The sequence below is a fragment of the Aeromonas sp. 2692-1 genome (assembly GCF_013085505.1).
In the GTDB taxonomy this organism is placed as follows: Bacteria; Pseudomonadota; Gammaproteobacteria; order Enterobacterales; family Aeromonadaceae; genus Aeromonas; species Aeromonas hydrophila.
Map to the genome: position 1 here is coordinate 4,481,401 of NZ_CP038513.1, position 20,845 is coordinate 4,502,245.

Sequence of the window (20,845 nt, forward strand, 5' to 3'; positions counted from 1 at the left end):
CCCTGGCGCCCCTCGCCCCCCTGAGTGACGGAGGCGCCCGGTGCCGACTCTGATCGAGACCACACTGGCGGCGCTGGCGCTGCTGTTCAGCGGTGACGCCGAACTGTGGCAGGTGGTGGGGGTCTCCTTTTCGGTGTCGGGCCTGGCGCTCGGGCTGGTGCTGCTGCCGGCCCTGCTGCTCGGCTTCGCGCTGGCCTATCTGCCGATCCCGGCCCGCTGGCTCTGGCTCTCCTGCATCAATACCCTGCAATCGGTACCGACCGTGGTGATTGGCCTCTTGCTCTACATGCTGCTGTCGCGGGCCGGCCCCTTCGGCGACTGGAAGATGCTGTTCACCCAGCAGGCCATGGTGGTGGGGCAGATGCTGATCGCCTTTCCGGTGATCGCCACCATGGCCCACGCCGCGTTCGTGCAGAGCGATCGGCGCGCCTGGGAGACCGCCCGCACCCTGGGGCTCTCCTGGCCCAGGGCGCTGCTCGGGCTGATGCGCGAGTGCCGCTTCGGCCTGCTGGCGGCAGTGATCGGCGCTTTCAGCCGCATCGTCACCGAGGTGGGCTGCTCCATGATGGTGGGGGGCAACATTTTGCACTTCACCCGCAACATTCCCACCGCCATCGCGCTGGAGACCCAGAAAGGGGCCTTCACCCAGGGGGTGGCGCTCGGCATAGTGCTGCTGGCCCTGGCCCTGCTGCTCAACCTGTTGCTGACCGCGTGCCGTGGTCACAGCTATCTGAAGAACTGACCATGGCGCAGCGCACTGTCATCCATAACCAAATGCTGCTGACCCCACCGCTGTCGCGGTCACGGTTATGTGAAGAACCGACCATGCCCCCACCGTCCCTCCACCGGAGTACGCCATGGCCCTGACCGCCCACCAGCTGATGATGCGCTTTGGCGAGCGCGACCTGTTCCAGATTGAGCAGCTCTCCATCGCGGCCGGCGACGCCATCTGGCTGCGCGGCGCGAACGGGGTGGGCAAGACCACATTGCTCAAGATCCTGGCCGGCCTGCTCACCCCGACCCGGGGCCACACCAACCTCCCCTCTGGCTGGCGCGGCAAGCTCGGCCAGTGGCTCAAGCGCGATCCGGGGCCGGGCCGGGTCACCTACCTGCACCAGACCCCCTACCTGTTTGATCGCAGCGTGCACGACAACGTGGCCTGGGCCCTCGGCCATCGCGCCGCCGACGAGGTGCGGGTGTTCGAGGCGCTGCGCCGGGTCGAACTGGAGAGCCTGGCACGGGAGCACATCAGCATTTTGTCTGGCGGCGAGCGTCAGCGTCTGGCCATGGCCCGCGCCTGGGCGCTGCAGCCCGCCTTTTTGCTGATGGACGAGCCCACCGCCAATCTGGATGCACATTCGGTTGCCCTGATGGCCGCCATGGCGCAAGATCTGCGGGAACAGGGCAGCGGCCTGGTCATCATCAGCCACCAGAGCAACGATCTGACCGACCTGTGCGAGCGGCAATGGACCCTCGCCCGGGGCCGGCTGCACGAACCCACTCCTTTGAAAATCATCGAGCGACATGACCTCAAACAGCGAACCTCGTACTGACCGCTTTCCCGTCTCCGCCGTGGTGCTGGCCGGCGGCCGCGCCACCCGCATGGGGGGCGCCGACAAGGGCTGGGTCGAGTTGGCGGGCCGCCCGCTCATCGACCACGTGCTTGACCGACTGCGCCCCCAGGTGGACCAGATCCTGATCAACGCCAACCGCAGCCAGGCCCGCTACCAGGCGCTGGCCCCGGTCATCGGCGACGACAACCCCGACTATCTCGGCCCGCTGGCAGGCATGCAGGCGGGCCTTGCCGCCGCCCGTCACGACTGGGTGCTGTTCGTGCCCTGCGACGGCCCCGCCCTGCCCCGCGATCTGATGGCGCGCTTTCGCGCCGCCCTCACCCCGGCGACCGAACTGGTGGTGGCCCATGACGGCGACTGGCTGCAACCCGTGGTGGCCCTGCTGCACAAATCCCTGCTCCCCTCCCTGTCCGCCGCGCTGGCCGAGGGAGAGCGCAAAATCGATATCTGGTTTGCCCGCCACCAGATGGCGGTGGTGAGCTTTGCCGACCAGCCGGATGCCTTCATCAATCTCAACAGCCCGGACGAGCTGGCCGCCTACGAGGCGCGCCTGCCAGACTCCGCGACCGAACAAGGAGCCACCTCATGACCCCGGCCCCCACCCTGCCCCTGCTCGGCTTTGCCGCCTGGAGCGGCACCGGCAAGACCACCTTGCTCGAGCAGCTCATCCCCCTGCTGGTGAGACGCGGTCTGCGCCTCGGGGTGCTCAAGCACGCCCACCACGACTTTGACATCGACCAGCCGGGCAAAGACAGCCACCGCCTGCGCCAGGCCGGCGCCAGCCAGATGATGGTGGCCTCCCGCCGCCGTCACGCCCGCATCGTTGAGACCGATCTGGGTGAGGCCGATTTTCGCGAGCTGCTGGCCAGCTTCGATCAGCGCAGCCTCGACCTGCTGCTGGTGGAAGGGTTCAAGCACGAGCACTTCCCGAAAATCGAGCTGCACCGCGCCGCCATCGGCAAGCCGCTGCTGTTCCCGAGTGATCGCGACATCATCGCCGTGGCCAGTGACCAGCCCGCAGAGACCGCCCTGCCCCGGCTCGACATCAATGATCTGGACGCCATCGCCGACTTCGTCTGCCACTGGCTCAAAGAGAGTCAGACGCGGGAACAGGAGGCTGGCAACGGCTTTCTGTCGGTCGAGGGGGCGCGTCAGGCCATTCTTGATGCACTCGCCCCCTCTACCCGCAGCATCGACCTGCCGCTCGCCCGCTGCCACGGCGCCGTGCTGGCGGGGGATCTCGTCAGCCCCATCAATGTGCCGCCCCACGCCAACTCGGCGATGGACGGCATGGGCCTGCGCAGCGACGATCTCGCCGCCGGCCGCTGGCAACTGGTGGGAGAAGTGCTGGCGGGCCAGCCGCGCAGCGAGCCGGTACTGGCCGGACAGGCGGTGCAGATCATGACCGGCGCCCCGCTGCCCCCCGGCGTCGACACCGTGGTGATGCGCGAAGAGACCGAGCTTGATGGTGAATGGGTCAGCGTCAGCGCCCCCATCAAGGCGGGGCAGAACGTGCGTCAGGCCGGCGAAGATCTGGCGCTGGGGGCGGTCGCCATCCCGGCCGGCACCCGCCTCGGTGCCCCTCAGCTCGGGCTTGCAGCATCCCTTGGTCAAGCCCGGCTCAGCGTGCGCGCACCGCTCAAGGTGGCGCTGTTCAGCACCGGCGACGAGGTGCAGGCACCGGGCGAGACGCTCGCCCCCGGCCACATCTTCGACAGCAACCGCTTCACCCTGATGGCGCTCATCGCCGGGGCTGGCTGCGAGGTGATGGACCTTGGCATCATCCCCGATGATCCAGTCATCCTGCGCCAACAGCTGGCACAGGCCGCGGTCGATGCCGACCTGGTGCTGAGCTCGGGCGGGGTGTCGGTGGGCAATGCCGACTTCATCAAGCAGGTGCTCGCCGAGCTTGGCCAGATCGCCTTCTGGCGCATCCAGATGCGGCCGGGCCGTCCGCTCGCCTTCGGCAAGCTGGGGCAGACCCCCTTCTTCGGCCTGCCCGGCAACCCGGTGGCCGCCATGATCTGCTTCCTGCAATTCGTCGAGCCCGCCATCGCCCGCCTGCAGGGCCGGGTGTGGCAACCGCTGCGCCTGTCGGCACTGGCCGAGCAGCAGATGAAGAGCCGACCCGGGCGCACCGAGTTCCTGCGCGGCATCTTCCATCAGGACGCCAGCGGCGTGCTGCGGGTGCGCACCACCGGGCCGCAGGGTTCCGGCATCCTCAGCTCCATGAGCGATGCCAACTGCCTGATTGAAATCGTCCCCGCCCAGCCGGCCATCGCGGTCGGCGAGCGGGTCTGGATCCACCCACTCCAGGGACGAGTGGCCTGATACCGGTCTCCACCCCGCCGGGCGTGGCGGGGTGGTTGCCCCCATGAATCCGAGGCTTGTCCCTTGCGCCTGAATGCCCCCCTCTCCCGGCTCGATCTGCTGATCTACGGTCACTACCGCATCGTCCACGGCCTGCGCATCGCGCTCGCCTTCATGCTCACCTTTCTGCTGACCCGCGAGCTCAAGCTGCCGGAAAGCACCTGGCCCCTCATCACCCTGGTGGTGGTGATGGGCCCCATCTCGTTCTGGGGCAATGTACTGTCGCGCGCCCTGCAGCGGGTGGTCGGCACCATCTTCGGCGCCAGCTGCGGGGTGGTGGCGCTCTATCTCGAGCTCTACTCCCTGCCGCTGATGCTGCTGTGGTGCGGCTGCATCATGTTTCTGTGCGGCTATCTGGCACTCGGCAAGCGCCCCTACGTGGGGCTGCTCATCGGCATCACCCTCGGCGTCACCATGGGGGCCATGCCCGGCGACATCGAAACCGCCCTGTGGCGCAGTGCCGACGTGATCCTAGGTTCCCTGCTGGCGCTGCTGTTTTGCAGCATCTATCCCCAGCGCGCCTACAGCCACTGGCGACTGCAGATGCACGACACCCTGCAGCAGGCCCAGCGGCTCTATCACACCCACCTCTCCCCCAACGTGCTGGAGCGGCCGCGCCTCGCCCACAGCCACGCCAGACTGCTCTCCAAGATGGTGAGTCTGCGCCCCCTGCTGACCCCGGCCGTCAAGGAGACCCGCCTTGGCAGCGCCCTGTTCGAAGCGATCCAGACCACCATGCGCAACACCCTCTGCACCCTGGAGATGCTGGCCAACACCTACTGGCGCGATCGCCAGAGCCACTTTCTGATGCAGAGCACCCCGGAGCTGCGCGCCTGCCAGCAGGCGACCGAGGCGCTGATGAGCGAGCTGGCGCTGATGCTCAAAAGCGGCGAACTGCAGGGCTCGGAGCTGGCCATCAGCCGTCTGCAGGAGGCGGCCGGTAGAGTGCGGATCGACGCCGGCGGCGAGGCCGCCATCAGCGGCTATCTGTGGCTCAACCTGCAGCTCACCGAGCAGCTCACCCACCTGCGCCGGCTGCTGGGCCTAGTGATGCACCCGCCCCGCAGCCAGAGCCACCCATAGCAAAACGCCCCGCAAAGCGGGGCGTTGTCGTTAAAAGGCCAATGACTTGAGGCCTGATATGGCGCCGCCATTAACTGGCGTTTGCCAGCGGCTGCTCAAGCGGGAGGTAGAGGGAAAAATCCTGGATCCCCGCCTGCAGGGCAGCAAAGCAGTCCGGATCAATCGCTGACCCCAACGTCTCGGCCATCATCTCCAGCGCCTGGGGCACCGGGATAGCACCGCGATAGGGCCTTTTGGCAGTGATGGCATCAAAAATGTCGGCCGTGGTGATGATGCGGGTCTCCAAGGCTATCTCGTCCCCTTTCAATCCTTTGGGGTAACCCTTGCCATCGAGTCGCTCATGATGGGCACCCGCCACTTGCGCCAGCTCCTCGAACGCCCCGATGCGACTCAGGATCTCCTCGGTATAGGCAGCATGCATCTGCACGGCGGCCCACTCCTGCGCATCCAGCTTGCCCGGCTTGTCGAGAATGGCGTTGCTTACCCCCAACTTGCCCACGTCGTGGAGCAAAGCGCCGCGCTTGAGCCAGCGTCTTCGCTGCTCGGACAGGCCCATCTGGGTGGCGAGGATGTCGGTATAGAGCGCCACCCGGCCACTATGACCGGCGGTGTAGGGACTTTTGGAGTCCACCACCTGGCCGAACGCCGCCGCGATCTCGTCCAGATAATCTTCATCCAGAGCGACTTCACCCTGCCCGGCCGGGTGAACGAACACCCACTCGGCCAAACCGGGGTCCGCCAGTCCTTGCCAGAAGTCGTCATCCGCCAACGCTTCAAACTCGCTAACCAATTGAGGATCAAACCAGCTGCCGCTGCGCTCACGCAGCTCTTTGAGGGCTGCATCTGGACCAGCTGCGGCGTGAAACACATCCACCACCTGGCAGAGCAGGGCAATACGGGAGAAGAGCGGAATCGCGTCACCGGCCAGTTGCAACGGTCGACCTTTGCCGTTCCAGTGCTCGTCCAGAGAGAGGATGCCGGCGGCAACCTCTTCACTGAACCGCAACTGGCGAGCAATGTCCGCCCCCCGATGACAACGGGTCTGGATCAGTTCGTTGGCAATCTGATCGCCGTTGCGAAAGATATGGAACAGGCTGCGAAAACGCCCCAGCAGATCCGCCTGCAAGCCGGTGTGGCCCAGCACGAAGTTGACCACCTCGGAGAGGGAGCCATCCACCAGCTTGAAGTCGCGTTTGAAGTGAAGATCGTCGGTGAGATAGAGCTCGCAGATACGGGCCGCATTGCTGCTGCACCCCAGATCCTTGAGCAGCAGCATGTAATAGAGATCATGGCGCTGCCGGGCATCCAGCGCCAACCGCTCGGCCAGTCGGGAACCTATCCAGCAACAGCGAATGCAGTGCCCTCTTGGTTGCCCCTCGGTCATGTCGAGTGCATGACTGAGGGAACCAATCAACTCTGCCAACCGCAATCCATTCACCGTCATAGCCTGCTCCCTTGGACATCATGGCGATCTTGCCTGCTGACTAGATATACCTTATCCAGAGAGGAATAGATCTGGATTCAGATGAATTTACGCCTCGGCACTGCCAGTCCGGGCTTTTTCCTCCAGCTGGGCCGGGGTCAGGGTCGACACCAGCCGGCCGTCGAAGTAGATGTCCAGCAGCTCGCCGCGCTTCTCGCCACGCATCAGGCTGCTGCGCCCGTCCAGGTAGTGCACCTCCATCTGGGCGGTGCGCTCGTCTGGGTAGCTCACCTCCACCTCGCGCACCCCTTGCGGCAGCATGGCCAGCGGCACCTTGTTGAGGGACGGATCCAGGTGCTGGTTGACCTTGATCAGGGCGTCCAGTTTCTGATCCACCAGCGCCGGCGACTTGCCGGTGATGGGGTTCTTGCCAGACCAGAATTCGATGGTGTTGAACACGAACAGATCGGCGGTGGCCGCCAGGCCGTAGACCGGCGAGAGCAGGACGAAGACCCCGGCCCGGCCGTAACGGTTGTCCACCACGCTGAGGTTGCCCTTGGTCACCATGGAGGAGAGCCCCATCTGCCCCATGCAGCCGCTCAGCCCCACGCTTGCCACCATGCCCGCCAGCAGCGCCAGTGCCCTGCCCTTTCTTCTCGTTGCCATCGTCTTCGCTTGCTCCAGAAATAATGAGGCGGCAAGCCTAAACAGGCCGCCGCCAGCGGGCAATTCACAAGCAGGGAGCGATACAGCGGGGGTTCAGATTGACGAGTCGTTCGCACAAATATCAGGCAGCCACCCACGGGCGGCTGCCTGGAACAGACTCAGGCACCGATGGCCAGACCGGAGACGGTTTCAGTCACATTGCTCGCCCCCTGTTCGATCTGGGTCATCACGCTGCTCGCCTCGACAATCTGTTCCTTGCCGCGCTGAGCACTCAGGGCAACCTCATTGATGTTGTTGGTGATCTGCGCCGTCAGTTCACGGTTTTTCTGCACCACGCCGTCAATCTCGCTGGTAGAGAGGGTGGTGCGTGCCGCCAGCTGGCGCACCTCGTCGGCCACCACCGCGAAACCGCGTCCCTGATCCCCGGCCCGAGCCGCCTCGATGGCGGCATTGAGGGCCAGCAGATTGGTCTGCTCGGCAATGCTGCTGATGGTGGAAACGATGGACTGGATACTCTTTGACTGCTCGTTGAGCAGCCCGATGAGCTCTGCCATCCTGCCCACCTGCTCCGAAATGGCGGTGGAGAGCGTCACCGATGAGTTGAGCAAGGCGGTACCGGTTGCCGCCGCCCGAGTCGTATCCTGCGAGATGGAGTGTGCCACCCGGGCGGCATCGCTCACCGCTTGTGCCCGCAGGATTCGCTCGGTCACATCGCTGGCAAACTTGATCACCTTGATGACCTTGCCCTCTTCATCCTTGATGGGGTTGTAGCTCGCCTCCAGCCAGATGTCGTTGCCATGGCTGGTACGGCGCAGGAACAGTCCGGACTTTACCTGGCCCCTGGCCAGATCCTCCCAGAAGTGCGGCTGCTCCCGATAGAAGCTCTCATCGCAGAAGATCTTGTGATGCTGGCCCTTTATCTGCGACAGCGAATAGCCCATGCAGGAGAGAAAATTCTGGTTGGCGCCGACAATCTCCCCTCTGGGGGTGAACTCTATGATGGCTTGAGAACGATCGAGAGCGCTCGAGGTCGCCTCCTGGCTCAGCAGTTGCTCATGGCTGTGGGTGATGTCGGAAGCGACCTTGATCACCCGTACTACCCGCCCATCTTGTCTGACCGGAAAGTAGGTCGCATCCAGCCACAGCGTGCGACCCTGCTTGTTCAACCGCCGAAAGACACCACTGTGGCTGCGTCCCTGCCGCAGCTGTTCCCAGAATTGCTGATAGGCATTTGACTGGGCATACAGACCGTCACAGAAGATCCGGTGTGGCTGACCCACGACCTCAGACTCACTGTAACCAACCACCCCGAGAAACAGGGGATTGGCCTCCAGGATCTGCCCCTCGGGCGTGAAGGTGATCACCGCCACCCCGCCCTTGACCGCATCAATGAAGGTCTGTGCCTGCGCCAACTGCTCCTGACAAGCCTGAAGTTCGGCTTTGAGTTTAAGATTGAACATCTTGTCTTTACCTCGTCATCAGGGTACGCGCCCCGCCTGAATTGATCTTAGTCAAGGTTTCTAGCGTTTCAGCGTCTGAATCGCAATGGGCTAGCCGGTAACGGGCCACTCCAGATAAGCCGGATTGGCCACAAAACCGATCCGTTCATAGAGCGGGCGTCCCTCGTCGCTGGCATGCAGCCAGACCCGGCCCAGCTGCTGCGCCCTGGCATAGTCCGCCATCTGACCCAGCAGGGCGCCGGCCAGCCCCTGTCGGCGGTAGGGCGGCAGGGTATACATGTTGAGCAGATAGCCCTCCCTCCCCGCCAGGTTGCCGGGATAGGGCGGGCGCACGAAGAGGGCCAGGGTCGCACTCGCCACCACCTCGCCATCCACTTCCGCCACCCAGGAGCGGGCGCTCTCCTCTGCCTGCGACGTGCTGAAGTAGCGGCTGGTCGCCTGCCAGAGATCGAGGTCGGCCAGCGGTTCGCTCAGCTCCCCCACCTCGCAAAACAGTGCCATGCGCAGGGTCACCAGCGCGGGAATGTCTGCCTGCGTTGCCTGACGAATGATCATCGGCGCTTCTCCTTGTGACACTCGTTGAGGTGAACAGGCCCCCCCGCGGGCACCTGATCAAAGCGCCAGTGTGGGGACTTCACGCCCGCCTGGCAAGGCGCCACTGGTCCCAGGCCAGCGGCCCCGCGCCCCAGACGACCAGGGTCAGCAGCATCCAGCCCCACAGCTGGTGATCGTAAAAACCGCCGGCCCAGAGGGTGGGATAGGAGATCACCGCCACCATGTTGAAGGCAAACAACAGGGCGGCGACCGACCGGGTAAAGAGCCCGACCAGCAGCAGCACCGGCAGCAGCAGTTCGGTGGCCGTGCCAAGCCAGGCCGCCCACTGCCAGGGCAGCAGGGGCACCTGATACTCGAACTCGAACAGATAGAGGGTGCTGTCCCAGGCGCTCAGCTTGAGCCAGCCGGAACGAAAGAAGGCCACCGCCACCCAGCACCTGGCCAGCAGCAACAGGGCGCCGCTCAGCCACCAGGGAACGGCGGGGCCCACCGGTTGCATCAGTGTCCACTTGTGATTTGTCATCGAATTTACTCCAGCGTTGAGGTCACATCGACCAGCAGGCCCAGGGTGACTAGGCGGGTCAGAGACTCTGCAGCCTGCGAGTCCTGCGCCAGCAGGGCAGAAAGAGCAATGCCCCGGCGGCAGCCATCCAGCAGGCGCCACTCTCCTTCGCTCAGGCTCAGCGGCAATACCCGGCAATCGGGCTGTTTCTTGAGGGCGAGCCAGGTGGGAGCCGCCAGATCCTGCACTGTCTCGCCCTCGTGCAGGGCCATCTGCCAGAGGGCATCAACCGGGCGCGGACTGTCGAACAGAGACAGATCGCAGGCCGGGATCAGCACCAGCGTCTGCCAGGCTGCTGGTGGCAGGGCGGCCACCCGTTCCGCCGGCCAGCGGCGCTTCTCGGCAGCCAGTAGACTGGTGCGCTCCAGTGCCCACTCGAAGCGGGCCAGCTCCCCCAGCCAGGGCAGTTCAGCGGTGGTCGGCAGCCGGGCAAGCCAGTCGCCAAAGCCGGCGCCGTAGTGCATCACGCTCCCTTCGCAGAGGGCCTCTGCCAGCACGAAGCCGCGCGCCGCGGCGTCGAAAAACGCCTCCCCCACCATGGCTTTGACGGCTGGATAGCTGCCCACCAGCACCTCGCCAAGGCTCAGGATGAAGTGGTTGCGATAGACCTGCAGCACGGCATCCGCCGCAAAGAGACGGGAGTGGATATGGGGCAGGATGGCCTCGCTCTGGCCAAGCAGCCCCTCGGCAAACTCCTGCTGCCGGCAAGCCAGCTCAGACATGGGCGGCCTCCGGCACAAGATGGGTGGCCATGGCGGCGTCCAGCATGGCGCTCGCGCGCTCGGCCTCTGCCAACAGCACGGGGAGCGGCGGGATCTCGAGGTCCCACTCGATCAGGGTGGGAATGGCGCGCTTGTGGCAGATCTCCTCATAGAGGGCCCACACCGGCTCGCTCACCGGCGCGCTGTGGGTATCGATGTAAAGATGCCCCTGTGGCAGAGACTGATCGGTAAAACCGGCCAGGTGAATTTCGCCCACCGTAGCGATGTCGATGGCAGCCAGATAGTCGCTGCATGCAAAGCCGTGGTTGAAGGCACTGACGTAGAGGTTGTTGAGATCGAGCAGGATGGCGCAGTCGCTGCGTCGCTGCAGTTCCGCCAGAAACTCCCACTCCGGCATCTCTCCCGCCAGTTGCAGGTATGAAGAGGGGTTCTCGATCAGCAGCCGGCAGCCGAGTGCATCCTGCACCTGCATGATCTTGTCGCTCATGGTGAGCAAGGCCTCCCGGGTATAGGGGACCGGCAGCAGATCGTTGAAGTGGCGCCCCCCAATGCAGCCCCAGCTGAGGTGTTCCGAAATGCGCACCGGTTTGATGGCGCGGGCCAAGGCCGAGAGGCTGGCGAGGTGTTCAAGGTCGAGTGCATCGGCCGAGCCCAGCGACATACCGACGCCGTGCAGGCTGACAGGATAGTGCCTAGCCAGCTCGCTCAATACCTGAAAACCCCGGCTGTGACGTTCAAAGTAATTTTCGCTGTGCACCTCCAGCCAGCCAACCGCCGGCAGGGTGCGCAATATCTCGTCGTAATGGGGCGTGCGCAATCCAATACCAATCAAGGGGTTCATCGCAAAGCCTCGCTGCAAACCAGCCAAAAGAAGGCCACGGTGCCCCTGGGGTAACACCGTGGCACCCAGCCTTACTTGGGTTGCAGCGAACCGCCCGCCAGCTTCTCGCACAGCCCCTTGGGCACCACCACGAAGGCGTCACCCTGGGCATCCATCTTGGCGGTACCGGCGCAGGAACTGGTCTTGGTCGCGCAGTCGTTCTTGCTCGCCTTCACCACTCCGTAGCACTTCTCCTTCTCATCGGCCGCCATGGCCGGTGCGGCGATAAACTGGGCGCCGAGGGCCAGCAGACCGGTCATGGCGGAGGCGATGGCAGTGCTCTTTTTGACGTTCATTCTCTGTTCCTTCTGATTGTGTGTGATGTGCCCGATCGGTCACGACCGGATGCCCTCCATAGAACCGGAGCGCCGGCGAATTGATTTCAAAAAAAATGCAAAATCGGCACATCTATAAAAAACACAATTGGCAAAAGATTGTTTTAAAAGGGTTATTCCATTCTCCTTTCAAATGAACTTTCGCCATGAAAATGTGCACTGCGCCACCCTGCCGCCGCCAATCCCAGGGATGCAGACAATAAAAAAGGCTATGTCCCAATTACGTGTTGCATGGGGCGCCCCAGCGCCTCATGCAAGCAACGTGAGATATTCACTTCCCGCCCATAGCGCTCCAACATCCTTCGCCAACCCAGATAATTCCTCAGATAGTGGGTCGCGACCCCATGGAACCGCTCCATCCACTCCTTCAATCGCCTGTGGTACCCGTTCACATGTTGGATGTGATATGCACCCACCACCCGCTCTCCCGCTCGATTGCGCACCACTTGGTGTGTTATCCCTTGCCCCTTGCTGAAACTCGCATACACCCCGGCACCATCGCTGCACAGGACGGCATCCGGGGCGATAAGCGGTTGAAGCACTGCCTTCACCGCCCTGGCATTCAGCCGTTCCAACTGGAAGTCAGCCAGGTGGCCTGCTCTGTCTTGCACCACCATCACCGGGATGTAATCCGGTCCTGTGCCTCGGGTACGGCCTTTACCTCCACGATGGCGGGCCGGGCGGGGCAATCCGCGCTGGCCTTTGAAGGATTCCAGGAAGAAGGTCTCATCGACCTCGACAATACCCTCTTCCCGTACCGCCTGGTGGCTAGCCATGGCCTTCAGGAAGCGGTGACGCCACAAAAAGGCGGTGTTTTTACCGACCCCACAGCGGAGCGCCGCCTGCCGGACGGTCAGACCGTCGATGAGGGCCTGTGCATAATCTTCCCAGCATTGTGGCTTGCGAAGTCGGGCGAGAGGCGTGTTCGTGAGCACGGAACTGGTGCGCAAACACTGCTTGCAGCGATAACGGCGCAGCCCTCGAGACCAGCCCCAGGGGGCCAGCAGTGTGGCCTCGGCCTGACAGTGAGGGCAGCATTGGCATGCGGGAAGTTGAGCGGCCAACGAGGTGATGGGGTGAGGGGTGGTGAGTTCCTGTTGCGCGAGACGACGCTGACGCAAAGTGAGCAATGGGAAGAGGGACAGTAGATGTTGAAAGGCTTGGGTATCCATGATGGCGGCCCTCAAGGTGATGACCTACTTCAAGGTTAGCCTTTCAACACATAACTGGGACTGAGCCATAAAAAACCCCGCCACAGGGCGGGGTCTGATTGGCACGATACAACCGTGCGGGCATCGGCGGCCGATACTTAATGACAAAAAAGACAGCCGCAGCTGTCTTTTTCAATTGAAACCTGACTTAGTAGAAGATCCGCTCGCCACGCTCGCTCATCTTGAGCCATACCGGCTTGGTGCTGGTCTTGTTCCAGATCCGGTGCAGATAGCTGTAGAAACGGGCCCGATCACTGCGAAACAGCATCACGGGGAAAGCCAGCATACCCACCAGCAGCACATAGATGCGACGAAGAATTATCTGAGTCAGGGAATAGGGATGAAACATGATAGAACTCCTTACTGGTAAGACCACTGAGCAAAGATTACTCCACAATTTGTAGGATTACTACACCAAGATTCCCATTTTTTTGCAAAAAGATCCCTTAAAAGCCTTAAAGTGAAATTGGGTTACATCCATTAACTTACAAGCAACAAAAGCTGGCAAAGCAGCTCCCGTCGACCAGATTTAATGAGTTGGCACTCAAGATGGAGTCGGTGCGATGAAACCCGCAGAAATGGCGATCATAGGGATACTGGGTCTGCTGCTCTGGTCGGAATGGCAGGATTGGCAGCTCAACCAGGCCGACAGCATCACGCTGGCCTACAAGGGAGCACCGACCGTCAGCATGTGGCAATGCGGCCAGTTGAAACAGAAGATGATGGATGTGACCGAACACTCGGCCGAAGTGCAGTTTCAATACCGGGGACAGGACCTGACGCAGGTCAACCGCTATCTGGAACGGGAGTGGCAGCAACAGGGCTGTGAGCAGCTGTTGTTGCAGCAAGGATATTGATCAGAGTGATCCACACCGGGCTGGTGTGATGAAATGCTTTAAGAAATGAAACGAAGAGAAGATGGAGGCACGTTCCGGAGTCGAACCGGACTAAACGGATTTGCAATCCGCTGCATAACCGCTTTGCTAACGCGCCATGCTGACAAGGCATTGCCTTGAAAGTGATATCCATGATTGGTGCCATGGAAGATTGGAGCGGGAAACGAGACTCGAACTCGCGACCCCGACCTTGGCAAGGTCGTGCTCTACCAACTGAGCTATTCCCGCCTGTACTGCTTGCTGCCAGTTGCCTGACAACGAGGCGCATTATACGTACCCCGAGCGCGGGCACAACCCTTTTTTCGCACTTTGGCCCCTTTCCCGTGCTGTTTGCTCAGGGTTTAGACGGCTTGCCCAAAAAATCCGCACCAGGCTGTGACCCCACAGGCGAATTTGAGATAAAGTCATTGAAATGATTAGCCTTTAGTCAGAGACTTGCTGCGGTTAGTAACCGGATTCTCAATTGAAAATCACCCGATGAAATGGATCTTCAAGCCCCGTGGGCTCAGGCCGCAGCTGATGCTGGCATTTTTCATGCTAGCCATGGTGCCCTTCCTGGTCGTCACCCTGTTTTTCCTCTATAGCCACGGCAAGGATCTCACCACCCAGACTTCCAACCATCTGGTTTCCGTTCGCAACATCAAGAAGAACCAGCTGGAAGACTATTTCGGCAACCTCAAAGAGCAGATCATCAACTTCTCCCAGCAGGATTTTGCCGGCAACAGTATCGGTCGCTTCTATGGCTTCACCGGTGCCTTCGAGAAACTCGGCACCACACCGCAGGAGGCCCGCGCCCGTGCCCAGGCCCGCTATGTGCCGGGCTCCTGGGATCAGCTGCAAAAACCCGACAGCACCAGCGACATCGAACCCTCCATCAGCGCCCTGATCCTGGCGGACGAGATGTACGGCCGGGTGCACCAGCGCTTTCACCGCGGCTACGCCGACATGGTGCGCAAGTCCAACTACAGCGACATCTTTCTCATCGATCTCAACGGCGACGTGGTCTATTCGGTCACCAAGCACGCCAACTTCGCCACCAACCTGCTCTCCGGCCCCTACCAGTCGAGCGGCCTTGGCAGTACCTTCGCCAAGATCAAGCGGCGCCTCGACGGCGGCCAGAAGCCACAGCAGATCTTCGAGTTCACCGATTTTGGCCGCAACGAGCTGACCGGCCAGGTGGTCGCCTACATGGCCGCCCCCGTGATGCAATACGACTATGTGCGCGGCGTGGTGATCTTCGAGCTGCTGCCTGACAAGCTCAACCAGATCATGGCGGAGCGGGAAGGGCTGGGCGAGACCGGCGAGACCATCCTCATCGGCCCGGACAAGCGGATGCGCGCCAACGCCTGGCTGGCGCCTGAATTCAGCGTGGAGAACAGCTTTCGCCCCAACTTCCGGCCGCTGCAGACCCCGCTGGTGGTCAAGGCGCTCTCCGGCGAGCAGGGGGTCGGGCTGTTTCGCTCCTACCACGATGACGAGGTGCTGGCCGCCTACACCCAGGTGAAAGTATTCGACACCGAGTGGGCCTTCATCGCCGAGATCTCCACCAGCGAGGCCTATCGCCCCATCCGCCAGCTGGAGACGCTGGTGATCCTGCTGGGGGCCGGCTCCCTGCTGCTGCTGATCCTCTTCTCCCGCTGGCTCTCCCACTCCATCACGGCGCCGCTGCGCTCCCTCACCGCCGCCGCCGAACAGGTGGCCGACGGTGCGCTGGATCACCCCATCGCCATCGAACGCACCGACGACGACATCGACCGGCTCGCCCAGGCGTTTCGCCACATGCAGCGCTCGGTGAAGGACAAGATCGAACTCATCGAGCGCCAGACCCAGGAGCTGCAGCAGCAGGTCAAGCTGACCCACAAGCAGAACCTCAGTCTGCAGCAGGCGGACAAACTCAAGGATGAGCTGCTGGCCAACACCTCCCACGAGCTGCGCACCCCCATTCACGGCATCAAGGGGATGGCCGAGTCGATGCTTGCCAGCCAGCAGGACTTGACCGAAGGGCAGCAAAAACAGCTGGGGCTCATCATCAAGAGCGCCGACGGCCTGGCCCGACTGGTGGACGATCTGCTCGACTACCACCAGATGCGTTACGGCCAGCTGGAGATCCACCCCCAGCCGGTCTCCTCCAAGGGAGTCATCAGGCTGGTGCTGGATCTCTGCCAGCACCTGGTGCAGGCCAAGCCGCTCACCCTGGTGGACATCAGCCCGGTGGAGCTGCCGCCGGTGCTGGCCGACGAGCAGCGGCTCGAACAGGTGCTCTACAACCTGGTGGGCAACGCCATCAAATACACGCCGCAGGGCAAGGTGGTACTGAGCGCCCTGGTGGAGGGCAATTTCCTGCGTATCAAGGTGACCGACACCGGCATCGGCATAGCCCCGGATCACCTGGAGCACATCTTCGAACCGCTGGTGCAGATGAGCCCGGAGGTCAGCAAGCAGGGGGCCGGCCTCGGCCTCTCCATCACCCGCCAGCTGGTGCACCTGATGGGGGGCGAGCTGTTCGTGGAGAGCGAGCCGAGCGTCGGCTCCACCTTCGCCTTCACCCTGCCGCTCGCCAGCGGCAAGGCGGGCAGCCTGACCCTCGACAGCCGCCAGATCGAACACCAGCTGGTGCGCCAGCAGCCGCTGATCCTGCCGGACTGGGAGAGCGATGACCTCCCGCCTCCCCCCGAGGATGCCCCCCTCATCCTGGTGGTGGACGACGAGCCCATCAATTTGCACATACTGCGCCACCTGCTGCAGCCCTGCGGTTATCGCATCCTACCCAGCAGCGACGGCCACGATGCGCTGGCCAAGCTGGCTCAGGAGCCGGTCGACCTCATCCTGCTGGACGTGATGATGCCCACCCTCTCCGGTTTCGACGTCTGCCGCCGGCTGCGCCAGCAGCACCCGAAGGAGAAGCTGCCGGTACTGCTGCTCACCGCCCTCAACCAGCCCAAGGACATCGAGGAGGGCTTCAACGCCGGCGCCAACGACTATCTGGTGAAGCCCTTCTGCAAGGAGGAGCTGTTCGCCCGGGTCAGGGCCCTGCTGGAAGCGAGCGCCGGGCGCGCCTCGCTGGTGGAGAACCGCTTGCTCAAGCAGGAGATAGAGCACCGTCTGCTGCTGCAAGAGCAGTTGCATCAGGATCAGGAGCGGCTGCTGGCCCTGCTCGGCGAAGGGGCCGACCCCATGGTGTTCATCGATGGTCAGGGCACAGTGCTGTTCGCCTCTCGGGCGCTGGCCCGCCTGCTGGGCCAGGAGCCGGAAGCCATGGAGGGGCAACCGCTGGACGACTGGCTGGCCAGCCCGCTGACCAGCCAGTGGCCCGATCTGCACGATCGGGGGGAGCAGCAGCTGGCGTTTCTGGTGGCCGGCCAGAAAGACGAACTCAATGCCCGCGCCCTGCCCATCAGCCTGGGGGGCCAGGCCGCCTTCGCCCTCACCCTCAGCACCGAGCTGCGGCAGGACGAGAACCGGGTGATGGCGCTGGAGAACGCCCTCAAGAGCCTGTCACGCCAGGCCATCATCGAGGATGGCCAGCTGCTGGGCGAGCTGAGCCGGCTGGGCGGGGAGTTCCGCTCGCTGGCCGACGACCTCATCCGCCAGCAGGATGACGAGCCCCTGCGCCGCGCCCTGGTGGACACCATGCGGCTCACCCTGGATGCCTGGCAGCAGAGCACCGGCAAGGGCAAGATAGTGCTGGCCGAGAAGAGCAAGCTGTGGCGGGTCTACATGGACCGCTCCAGCCCGCAGACCCGCACCCTCGACAAGTACCTGAGCCTGGATACCCTGCCCAAGGCGCCGCGCTGGAAGACGGTGGTCGCCACCGCCGAGTATGTGCTGAGCCACGCGCCGCTCAACGAGGCCCAGCGCCAGCAGCTGCACCACAGCGCCCAGACCCTGCGTCAGCTCGCCAACCGCAAGCCCTGATATCCACCGCCCAATCTGCGCCCTGGCTCACACTTGTCGGGGCGGTTTTTTTTTGTGCAGAATTAAGCCTTCTGCCATACGTCAAAACGAGAGCCGATCCAATTCACACAATTGTCATGGAAGGTCGATTGACAGGGACTTATTACGCCAAAGCAATTAACATAACCTGATGATTTAAATCGAGTTAAAAGCTGTTTTGACGAAATTGACGTGAAGGCGTCGATTTTTACGATATCGACGATCTGAACAGTTGTTGTTTTCCTGTTAACTCTGCTTTGCTAGGGACGTTGGATGACACAACTACAAGGGTGCAAAACCTGGCCAACATTGAGGGCCGACCTCCCCAGCATGCGAAGTCGGTGCTCAAATCCAAACAAGGAATATAAATAAGAAAGGAAATAATATGCTTGCCAAAGTATCCAAAATCTCTACTGCTGTAATGCTGGGCACCATGATGCTTGCCGGCGCTGCCGGCAACGCCATGGCGGCCGACAACAAGACGGTGCTGACCCTGGTCGCACAACAGGAGACCGCGTGGGTCAAGAACTTCAACCCCTTCCTGCAAGCGGGTCTGTTGCACACCACTCGTCACTTCATCTATGAACCGCTGGTGATCTTCAACGATATGCAGGGTGGCAAACCCGTCTATCGTCTGGCCACCCACTACGAGTTCAGCAAGGACCTCAAGTCCGTCACCTTCGATCTGCGTGACGGCGTGAAGTGGTCGGACGGTCAGCCCTTTACCGCCGATGACATCCTGTTCTCCTTCAATCTGGTCAAGGCCAACAAGGCGCTGGACGAGCGCTCAATCTGGACCCAGATCAAGAGCGTCGAGAAGCTGGCACCCAACAAGGTCAAGTTCGAGCTGACCGACGTCAACACCAACGTGGTGAACGATCTGGTACTGGTACCCATCGTGCCTGAGCACCAGTGGAAATCGGTGAAAGATCCGGTCGCCTTCACCAACGACAAGCCGGTCGGCACCGGTCCCTTCACCGAAGTGGACAACTTCTCCGCCCAGCTCTACACCCAGTGCCGCAACCCGCACTACTGGGACAACGCCAACCTCTCCATCGACTGCCTGCGCATGCCGCAGATGGCCACCAACGACCAGGTACTGGCCGCTGTGATGAAGGGTGACGTGGACTGGTTCGGTTCCTTCGTGCCGGACATCGAGCGCCTCTACGTCGGCAACGATCCGAAGAACAACAAGTACTGGTTCCCGGCCTCCGGCACGGTGGCGTTCAACGTCAACTTCCAGGCCAAGAAACCGGGCAACCACGAAGCCTTCAACGACATCAACTTCCGTCGCGCCTTCTCCATGGCGATGGATCGCCAGTCCATGGTGGATATCGCTGGCTACGGCTACCCCACCGTCAACGAGTACCCGTCAGGGCTCGGCAAAGCCTTTGACTCCTGGAACAACCCGGAAGTGGACAAGAAGTACGGCAAGTACAACAAGTTCGATCTGGAAGGCGCCAAGGCCCTGCTGAAACAGGCCGGCTACAAGGATTGTGACGGCGACAAGTTCCTCGACACCCCCACCTGCCAGAAGATCGAGTTCAAGGTGCTGGTACCGAACGGCTGGACCGACTGGGTCAACACCGCCCAGATCGGCGTGGAAGGGCTGCAGGCACTGGGCCTGAACGCCAAGACCGCCACCCCGGAAGCCACCGTCTGGACTGAAAACCTCATCACCGGTGACTTCGACGTCGCCCTGCAGGGTTACTTTGCCGGCGCCAACCCGCACAAGTACTTCGAGACGGCCTTCCACTCCCGCAACATGGGTGAGCGCGGCAACCGCTTTGCGGCGCCCCGCTACAAGGATCCGGCGCTGGACAAGCTGATCGACGACTTTACCCAGACCGCCGATGCCGCCAAGCAGAAGGAGATCATGTTCGAGATCCAGGACAAGGTCGGTGCCAACCAGACCATCATCCCGGTATTCAACAACCCGACCTGGTACGAATACAGCACCAAGCGTTTCCACGGCTGGTTCAGTGCCGACAACCCGGTCGCCAAGCCGCAGGTTCACCCGGACACCCCGGAGCGTCTGCTGCACGTGTTGTCACTCAAGCCGAACAGCTAATCAATCCCGGCCCCCTGCGGGGGGCCCTCTTCCCCGCCCATCCCCCTTTTTTCCCGGCTCTGCCGGGGTTGGGGTAACTATGCCCGGCGCGGGGCGGACCAGCAGTAAAAGGTATCATCATGGGATTCATACTGAGACGCTTTTCCTTCTATCTGGTCGCCTTTCTGGTGGCCGCCACCATCAACTTCCTGCTACCCAGAGCCATGCCGGGGGATCCCGTCTCCGTCATGTTTGCCCGGGCCGGCGCCATGATGGAACCCGCCGCCCTGGAAGCCCTCAAGGCTACCTTCGGGTTCGTGGACGGCCCCATCGGCACCCAATTTCTCACCTATGTGAAGAGTGTCTTCACCTGGGATCTCGGCACCTCGGTGCGCTACTACCCCCAACCGGTCGCCGACGTGCTCGGCCGCGCCATCGGCTGGACCCTGTTCCTGGTGGGCACCTCCACCATTCTGAGCTTCTCCATCGGTTCCATCGTCGGCATCTTCGCCGCCTGGCACCGGGGTGGGCGCATGGACAGCTTCCTCTCCCCGCTCACCCTGGTGATGCAGGCCATTCCGCCGGTGGTCATCTCGCTGCTGGCGCTCTTCCTGTTCGGGGTGAGTCTGGAATGGCTGCCGATTGGCTACGCCTACAGCCCGGAGATCAAGCCTGACTGGGGCTGGGAGCACATCAAGAGCATCCTGACCCACGCCATCATGCCGGTGGGCACCCTGGCCATGGTGCAGGTGGGGGGCTTTCTCATCACTATGCGCAACAACATGATCAACCTGCTGGGCGAGGACTACATCACCATGGCCAAGGCCAAGGGGCTCTCCAGCAACCGGGTGATCTTCAACTACGGCGCCCGCAACGCCATCTTGCCGAGCGTCACCGCCCTCTCCATGGCGCTGGGCTTCGTCATCGGCGGATCCCTCATCACCGAGGTGATCTTCAACTACCCGGGACTGGGTCTGACCCTCTATCAGGGCATTCTGGCCCGCGACTACCCGCTCATTCAGGGGCAGCTGCTCATCATGACCATCACCATGCTCAGCTTCAACTTCCTGGCCGACGTGCTCTACGTCTTCCTGGATCCCCGTCTGCGTACCGGAGGCAAATAAG

At 62.5% G+C, this 20,845-nt stretch carries 19 protein-coding genes and 2 tRNA genes; 9 read left to right on the plus strand and 12 right to left on the minus strand.

Annotated elements, in window-relative coordinates; translation table 11 throughout:
• The first annotated feature begins 40 nt into the window (after positions 1 to 40).
• From E5E97_RS20775 to E5E97_RS20795, 5 genes are all read left to right on the plus strand, one after another.
• Positions 41 to 742: an ABC transporter permease gene (locus E5E97_RS20775; protein ID WP_016351543.1), complete on the plus strand. Its 702-nt coding sequence runs from the start codon at positions 41 to 43 to the stop codon at positions 740 to 742.
• Positions 743 to 857: 115 nt separating this feature from the next.
• Positions 858 to 1,553 (plus strand): energy-coupling factor ABC transporter ATP-binding protein, encoded by a 696-nt coding sequence (locus E5E97_RS20780; protein WP_005303221.1) that lies wholly within the window; start codon positions 858 to 860, stop codon positions 1,551 to 1,553.
• The gene (mobA, locus tag E5E97_RS20785) at positions 1,525 to 2,163 is read left to right on the plus strand and encodes a molybdenum cofactor guanylyltransferase MobA (protein ID WP_171280972.1); all 639 of its coding nucleotides are present in this window, start codon (positions 1,525 to 1,527) and stop codon (positions 2,161 to 2,163) included. The genes E5E97_RS20780 and mobA overlap by 29 nt, the downstream gene beginning before the upstream one ends.
• Positions 2,160 to 3,905, plus strand: a complete 1,746-nt coding sequence (locus tag E5E97_RS20790; protein ID WP_171280973.1) for a bifunctional molybdopterin-guanine dinucleotide biosynthesis adaptor protein MobB/molybdopterin molybdotransferase MoeA — start codon at positions 2,160 to 2,162, stop codon at positions 3,903 to 3,905. The genes mobA and E5E97_RS20790 overlap by 4 nt, the downstream gene beginning before the upstream one ends.
• Before the next feature lie 63 nt (positions 3,906 to 3,968).
• A complete protein-coding gene (locus tag E5E97_RS20795; RefSeq protein ID WP_017409127.1) occupies positions 3,969 to 5,027 on the plus strand; it encodes an FUSC family protein in 1,059 nt (352 codons plus the stop codon).
• A 70-nt stretch (positions 5,028 to 5,097) separates the two neighbouring features.
• Here the strand turns inward: E5E97_RS20795 and E5E97_RS20800 are convergent, their stop codons facing one another.
• From E5E97_RS20800 to E5E97_RS20845, 10 genes are all read right to left on the minus strand, one after another.
• On the minus strand, positions 5,098 to 6,471 hold the full coding sequence (locus E5E97_RS20800; RefSeq protein WP_011706871.1) for an HD-GYP domain-containing protein: 1,374 nt from the start codon (positions 6,469 to 6,471) through the stop codon (positions 5,098 to 5,100).
• 87 nt (positions 6,472 to 6,558) lie between these two features.
• Positions 6,559 to 7,179 (minus strand): DUF3332 domain-containing protein, encoded by a 621-nt coding sequence (locus E5E97_RS20805; RefSeq protein WP_171280974.1) that lies wholly within the window; start codon positions 7,177 to 7,179, stop codon positions 6,559 to 6,561.
• Positions 7,180 to 7,274: 95 nt separating this feature from the next.
• Entirely contained in the window at positions 7,275 to 8,576 is a 1,302-nt protein-coding gene (locus E5E97_RS20810; protein ID WP_171280975.1) for a PAS domain-containing methyl-accepting chemotaxis protein, read from the minus strand.
• 90 nt (positions 8,577 to 8,666) lie between these two features.
• Complete coding sequence (locus E5E97_RS20815) at positions 8,667 to 9,131, minus strand: GNAT family N-acetyltransferase (protein WP_171280976.1); 465 nt, start codon at positions 9,129 to 9,131, stop codon at positions 8,667 to 8,669.
• Positions 9,132 to 9,210: 79 nt separating this feature from the next.
• Positions 9,211 to 9,654, minus strand: a complete 444-nt coding sequence (locus tag E5E97_RS20820; protein WP_171280977.1) for a DoxX family protein — start codon at positions 9,652 to 9,654, stop codon at positions 9,211 to 9,213.
• A 5-nt stretch (positions 9,655 to 9,659) separates the two neighbouring features.
• Entirely contained in the window at positions 9,660 to 10,415 is a 756-nt protein-coding gene (locus E5E97_RS20825; protein WP_171280978.1) for a DNA-binding domain-containing protein, read from the minus strand.
• Positions 10,408 to 11,256 carry a DUF692 domain-containing protein gene (locus tag E5E97_RS20830; RefSeq protein ID WP_171280979.1) on the minus strand — a complete coding sequence of 283 codons (849 nt, stop codon included), beginning with the start codon at positions 11,254 to 11,256 and terminating at the stop codon, positions 10,408 to 10,410. Before E5E97_RS20830 ends, E5E97_RS20825 begins: the two co-directional genes overlap by 8 nt.
• Before the next feature lie 71 nt (positions 11,257 to 11,327).
• Positions 11,328 to 11,591, minus strand: a complete 264-nt coding sequence (locus E5E97_RS20835; RefSeq protein ID WP_011706878.1) for a DUF2282 domain-containing protein — start codon at positions 11,589 to 11,591, stop codon at positions 11,328 to 11,330.
• A gap of 248 nt (positions 11,592 to 11,839) precedes the next feature.
• Positions 11,840 to 12,802 (minus strand): IS1595 family transposase, encoded by a 963-nt coding sequence (locus tag E5E97_RS20840; RefSeq protein WP_171280261.1) that lies wholly within the window; start codon positions 12,800 to 12,802, stop codon positions 11,840 to 11,842.
• Positions 12,803 to 12,989: 187 nt separating this feature from the next.
• The gene (locus E5E97_RS20845) at positions 12,990 to 13,190 is read right to left on the minus strand and encodes a YbfA family protein (protein WP_011706879.1); all 201 of its coding nucleotides are present in this window, start codon (positions 13,188 to 13,190) and stop codon (positions 12,990 to 12,992) included.
• Between the two features lie 214 nt (positions 13,191 to 13,404).
• Here E5E97_RS20845 and E5E97_RS20850 point away from each other — a divergent pair, with 214 nt between their 5' ends.
• Positions 13,405 to 13,698: a hypothetical protein gene (locus E5E97_RS20850; protein WP_011706880.1), complete on the plus strand. Its 294-nt coding sequence runs from the start codon at positions 13,405 to 13,407 to the stop codon at positions 13,696 to 13,698.
• Positions 13,699 to 13,760: 62 nt separating this feature from the next.
• On the opposite strand, the gene E5E97_RS20855 is transcribed toward E5E97_RS20850, so the two are convergent.
• Positions 13,761 to 13,834, minus strand: a tRNA-Cys gene (locus E5E97_RS20855).
• Between the two features lie 55 nt (positions 13,835 to 13,889).
• Positions 13,890 to 13,965 (minus strand) — tRNA-Gly (locus tag E5E97_RS20860).
• Positions 13,966 to 14,214: 249 nt separating this feature from the next.
• Between E5E97_RS20860 and E5E97_RS20865 the strand changes: the two genes are divergently transcribed.
• From E5E97_RS20865 to E5E97_RS20875, 3 genes are all read left to right on the plus strand, one after another.
• Entirely contained in the window at positions 14,215 to 17,652 is a 3,438-nt protein-coding gene (locus E5E97_RS20865; protein ID WP_171280980.1) for an ATP-binding protein, read from the plus strand.
• Positions 17,653 to 18,055: 403 nt separating this feature from the next.
• Positions 18,056 to 19,741, plus strand: a complete 1,686-nt coding sequence (locus E5E97_RS20870; protein ID WP_076360291.1) for an ABC transporter substrate-binding protein — start codon at positions 18,056 to 18,058, stop codon at positions 19,739 to 19,741.
• Between the two features lie 119 nt (positions 19,742 to 19,860).
• The gene (locus tag E5E97_RS20875; RefSeq protein WP_011706883.1) at positions 19,861 to 20,844 is read left to right on the plus strand and encodes an ABC transporter permease; all 984 of its coding nucleotides are present in this window, start codon (positions 19,861 to 19,863) and stop codon (positions 20,842 to 20,844) included.
• Position 20,845 lies beyond the last annotated feature (1 nt).

Bases quoted from the DNA above. Each gene is read 5' to 3' on its own strand.
- E5E97_RS20780 (WP_005303221.1), top strand. From the start codon at position 858: ATGGCCCTGACCGCCCACCAGCTGATGATGCGCTTTGGCGAGCGCGAC.
- mobA (WP_171280972.1), top strand. From the start codon at position 1,525: ATGACCTCAAACAGCGAACCTCGTACTGACCGCTTTCCCGTCTCCGCC.
- E5E97_RS20790 (WP_171280973.1), top strand. From the start codon at position 2,160: ATGACCCCGGCCCCCACCCTGCCCCTGCTCGGCTTTGCCGCCTGGAGC.
- E5E97_RS20800 (WP_011706871.1), bottom strand. From the start codon at position 6,471: ATGACGGTGAATGGATTGCGGTTGGCAGAGTTGATTGGTTCCCTCAGT.
- E5E97_RS20810 (WP_171280975.1), bottom strand. From the start codon at position 8,576: ATGTTCAATCTTAAACTCAAAGCCGAACTTCAGGCTTGTCAGGAGCAG.
- E5E97_RS20815 (WP_171280976.1), bottom strand. From the start codon at position 9,131: ATGATCATTCGTCAGGCAACGCAGGCAGACATTCCCGCGCTGGTGACC.
- E5E97_RS20820 (WP_171280977.1), bottom strand. From the start codon at position 9,654: ATGACAAATCACAAGTGGACACTGATGCAACCGGTGGGCCCCGCCGTT.
- E5E97_RS20825 (WP_171280978.1), bottom strand. From the start codon at position 10,415: ATGTCTGAGCTGGCTTGCCGGCAGCAGGAGTTTGCCGAGGGGCTGCTT.
- E5E97_RS20830 (WP_171280979.1), bottom strand. From the start codon at position 11,256: ATGAACCCCTTGATTGGTATTGGATTGCGCACGCCCCATTACGACGAG.
- E5E97_RS20835 (WP_011706878.1), bottom strand. From the start codon at position 11,591: ATGAACGTCAAAAAGAGCACTGCCATCGCCTCCGCCATGACCGGTCTG.
- E5E97_RS20840 (WP_171280261.1), bottom strand. From the start codon at position 12,802: ATGGATACCCAAGCCTTTCAACATCTACTGTCCCTCTTCCCATTGCTC.
- E5E97_RS20845 (WP_011706879.1), bottom strand. From the start codon at position 13,190: ATGTTTCATCCCTATTCCCTGACTCAGATAATTCTTCGTCGCATCTAT.
- E5E97_RS20850 (WP_011706880.1), top strand. From the start codon at position 13,405: ATGAAACCCGCAGAAATGGCGATCATAGGGATACTGGGTCTGCTGCTC.
- E5E97_RS20865 (WP_171280980.1), top strand. From the start codon at position 14,215: ATGAAATGGATCTTCAAGCCCCGTGGGCTCAGGCCGCAGCTGATGCTG.
- E5E97_RS20870 (WP_076360291.1), top strand. From the start codon at position 18,056: ATGCTTGCCAAAGTATCCAAAATCTCTACTGCTGTAATGCTGGGCACC.
- E5E97_RS20875 (WP_011706883.1), top strand. From the start codon at position 19,861: ATGGGATTCATACTGAGACGCTTTTCCTTCTATCTGGTCGCCTTTCTG.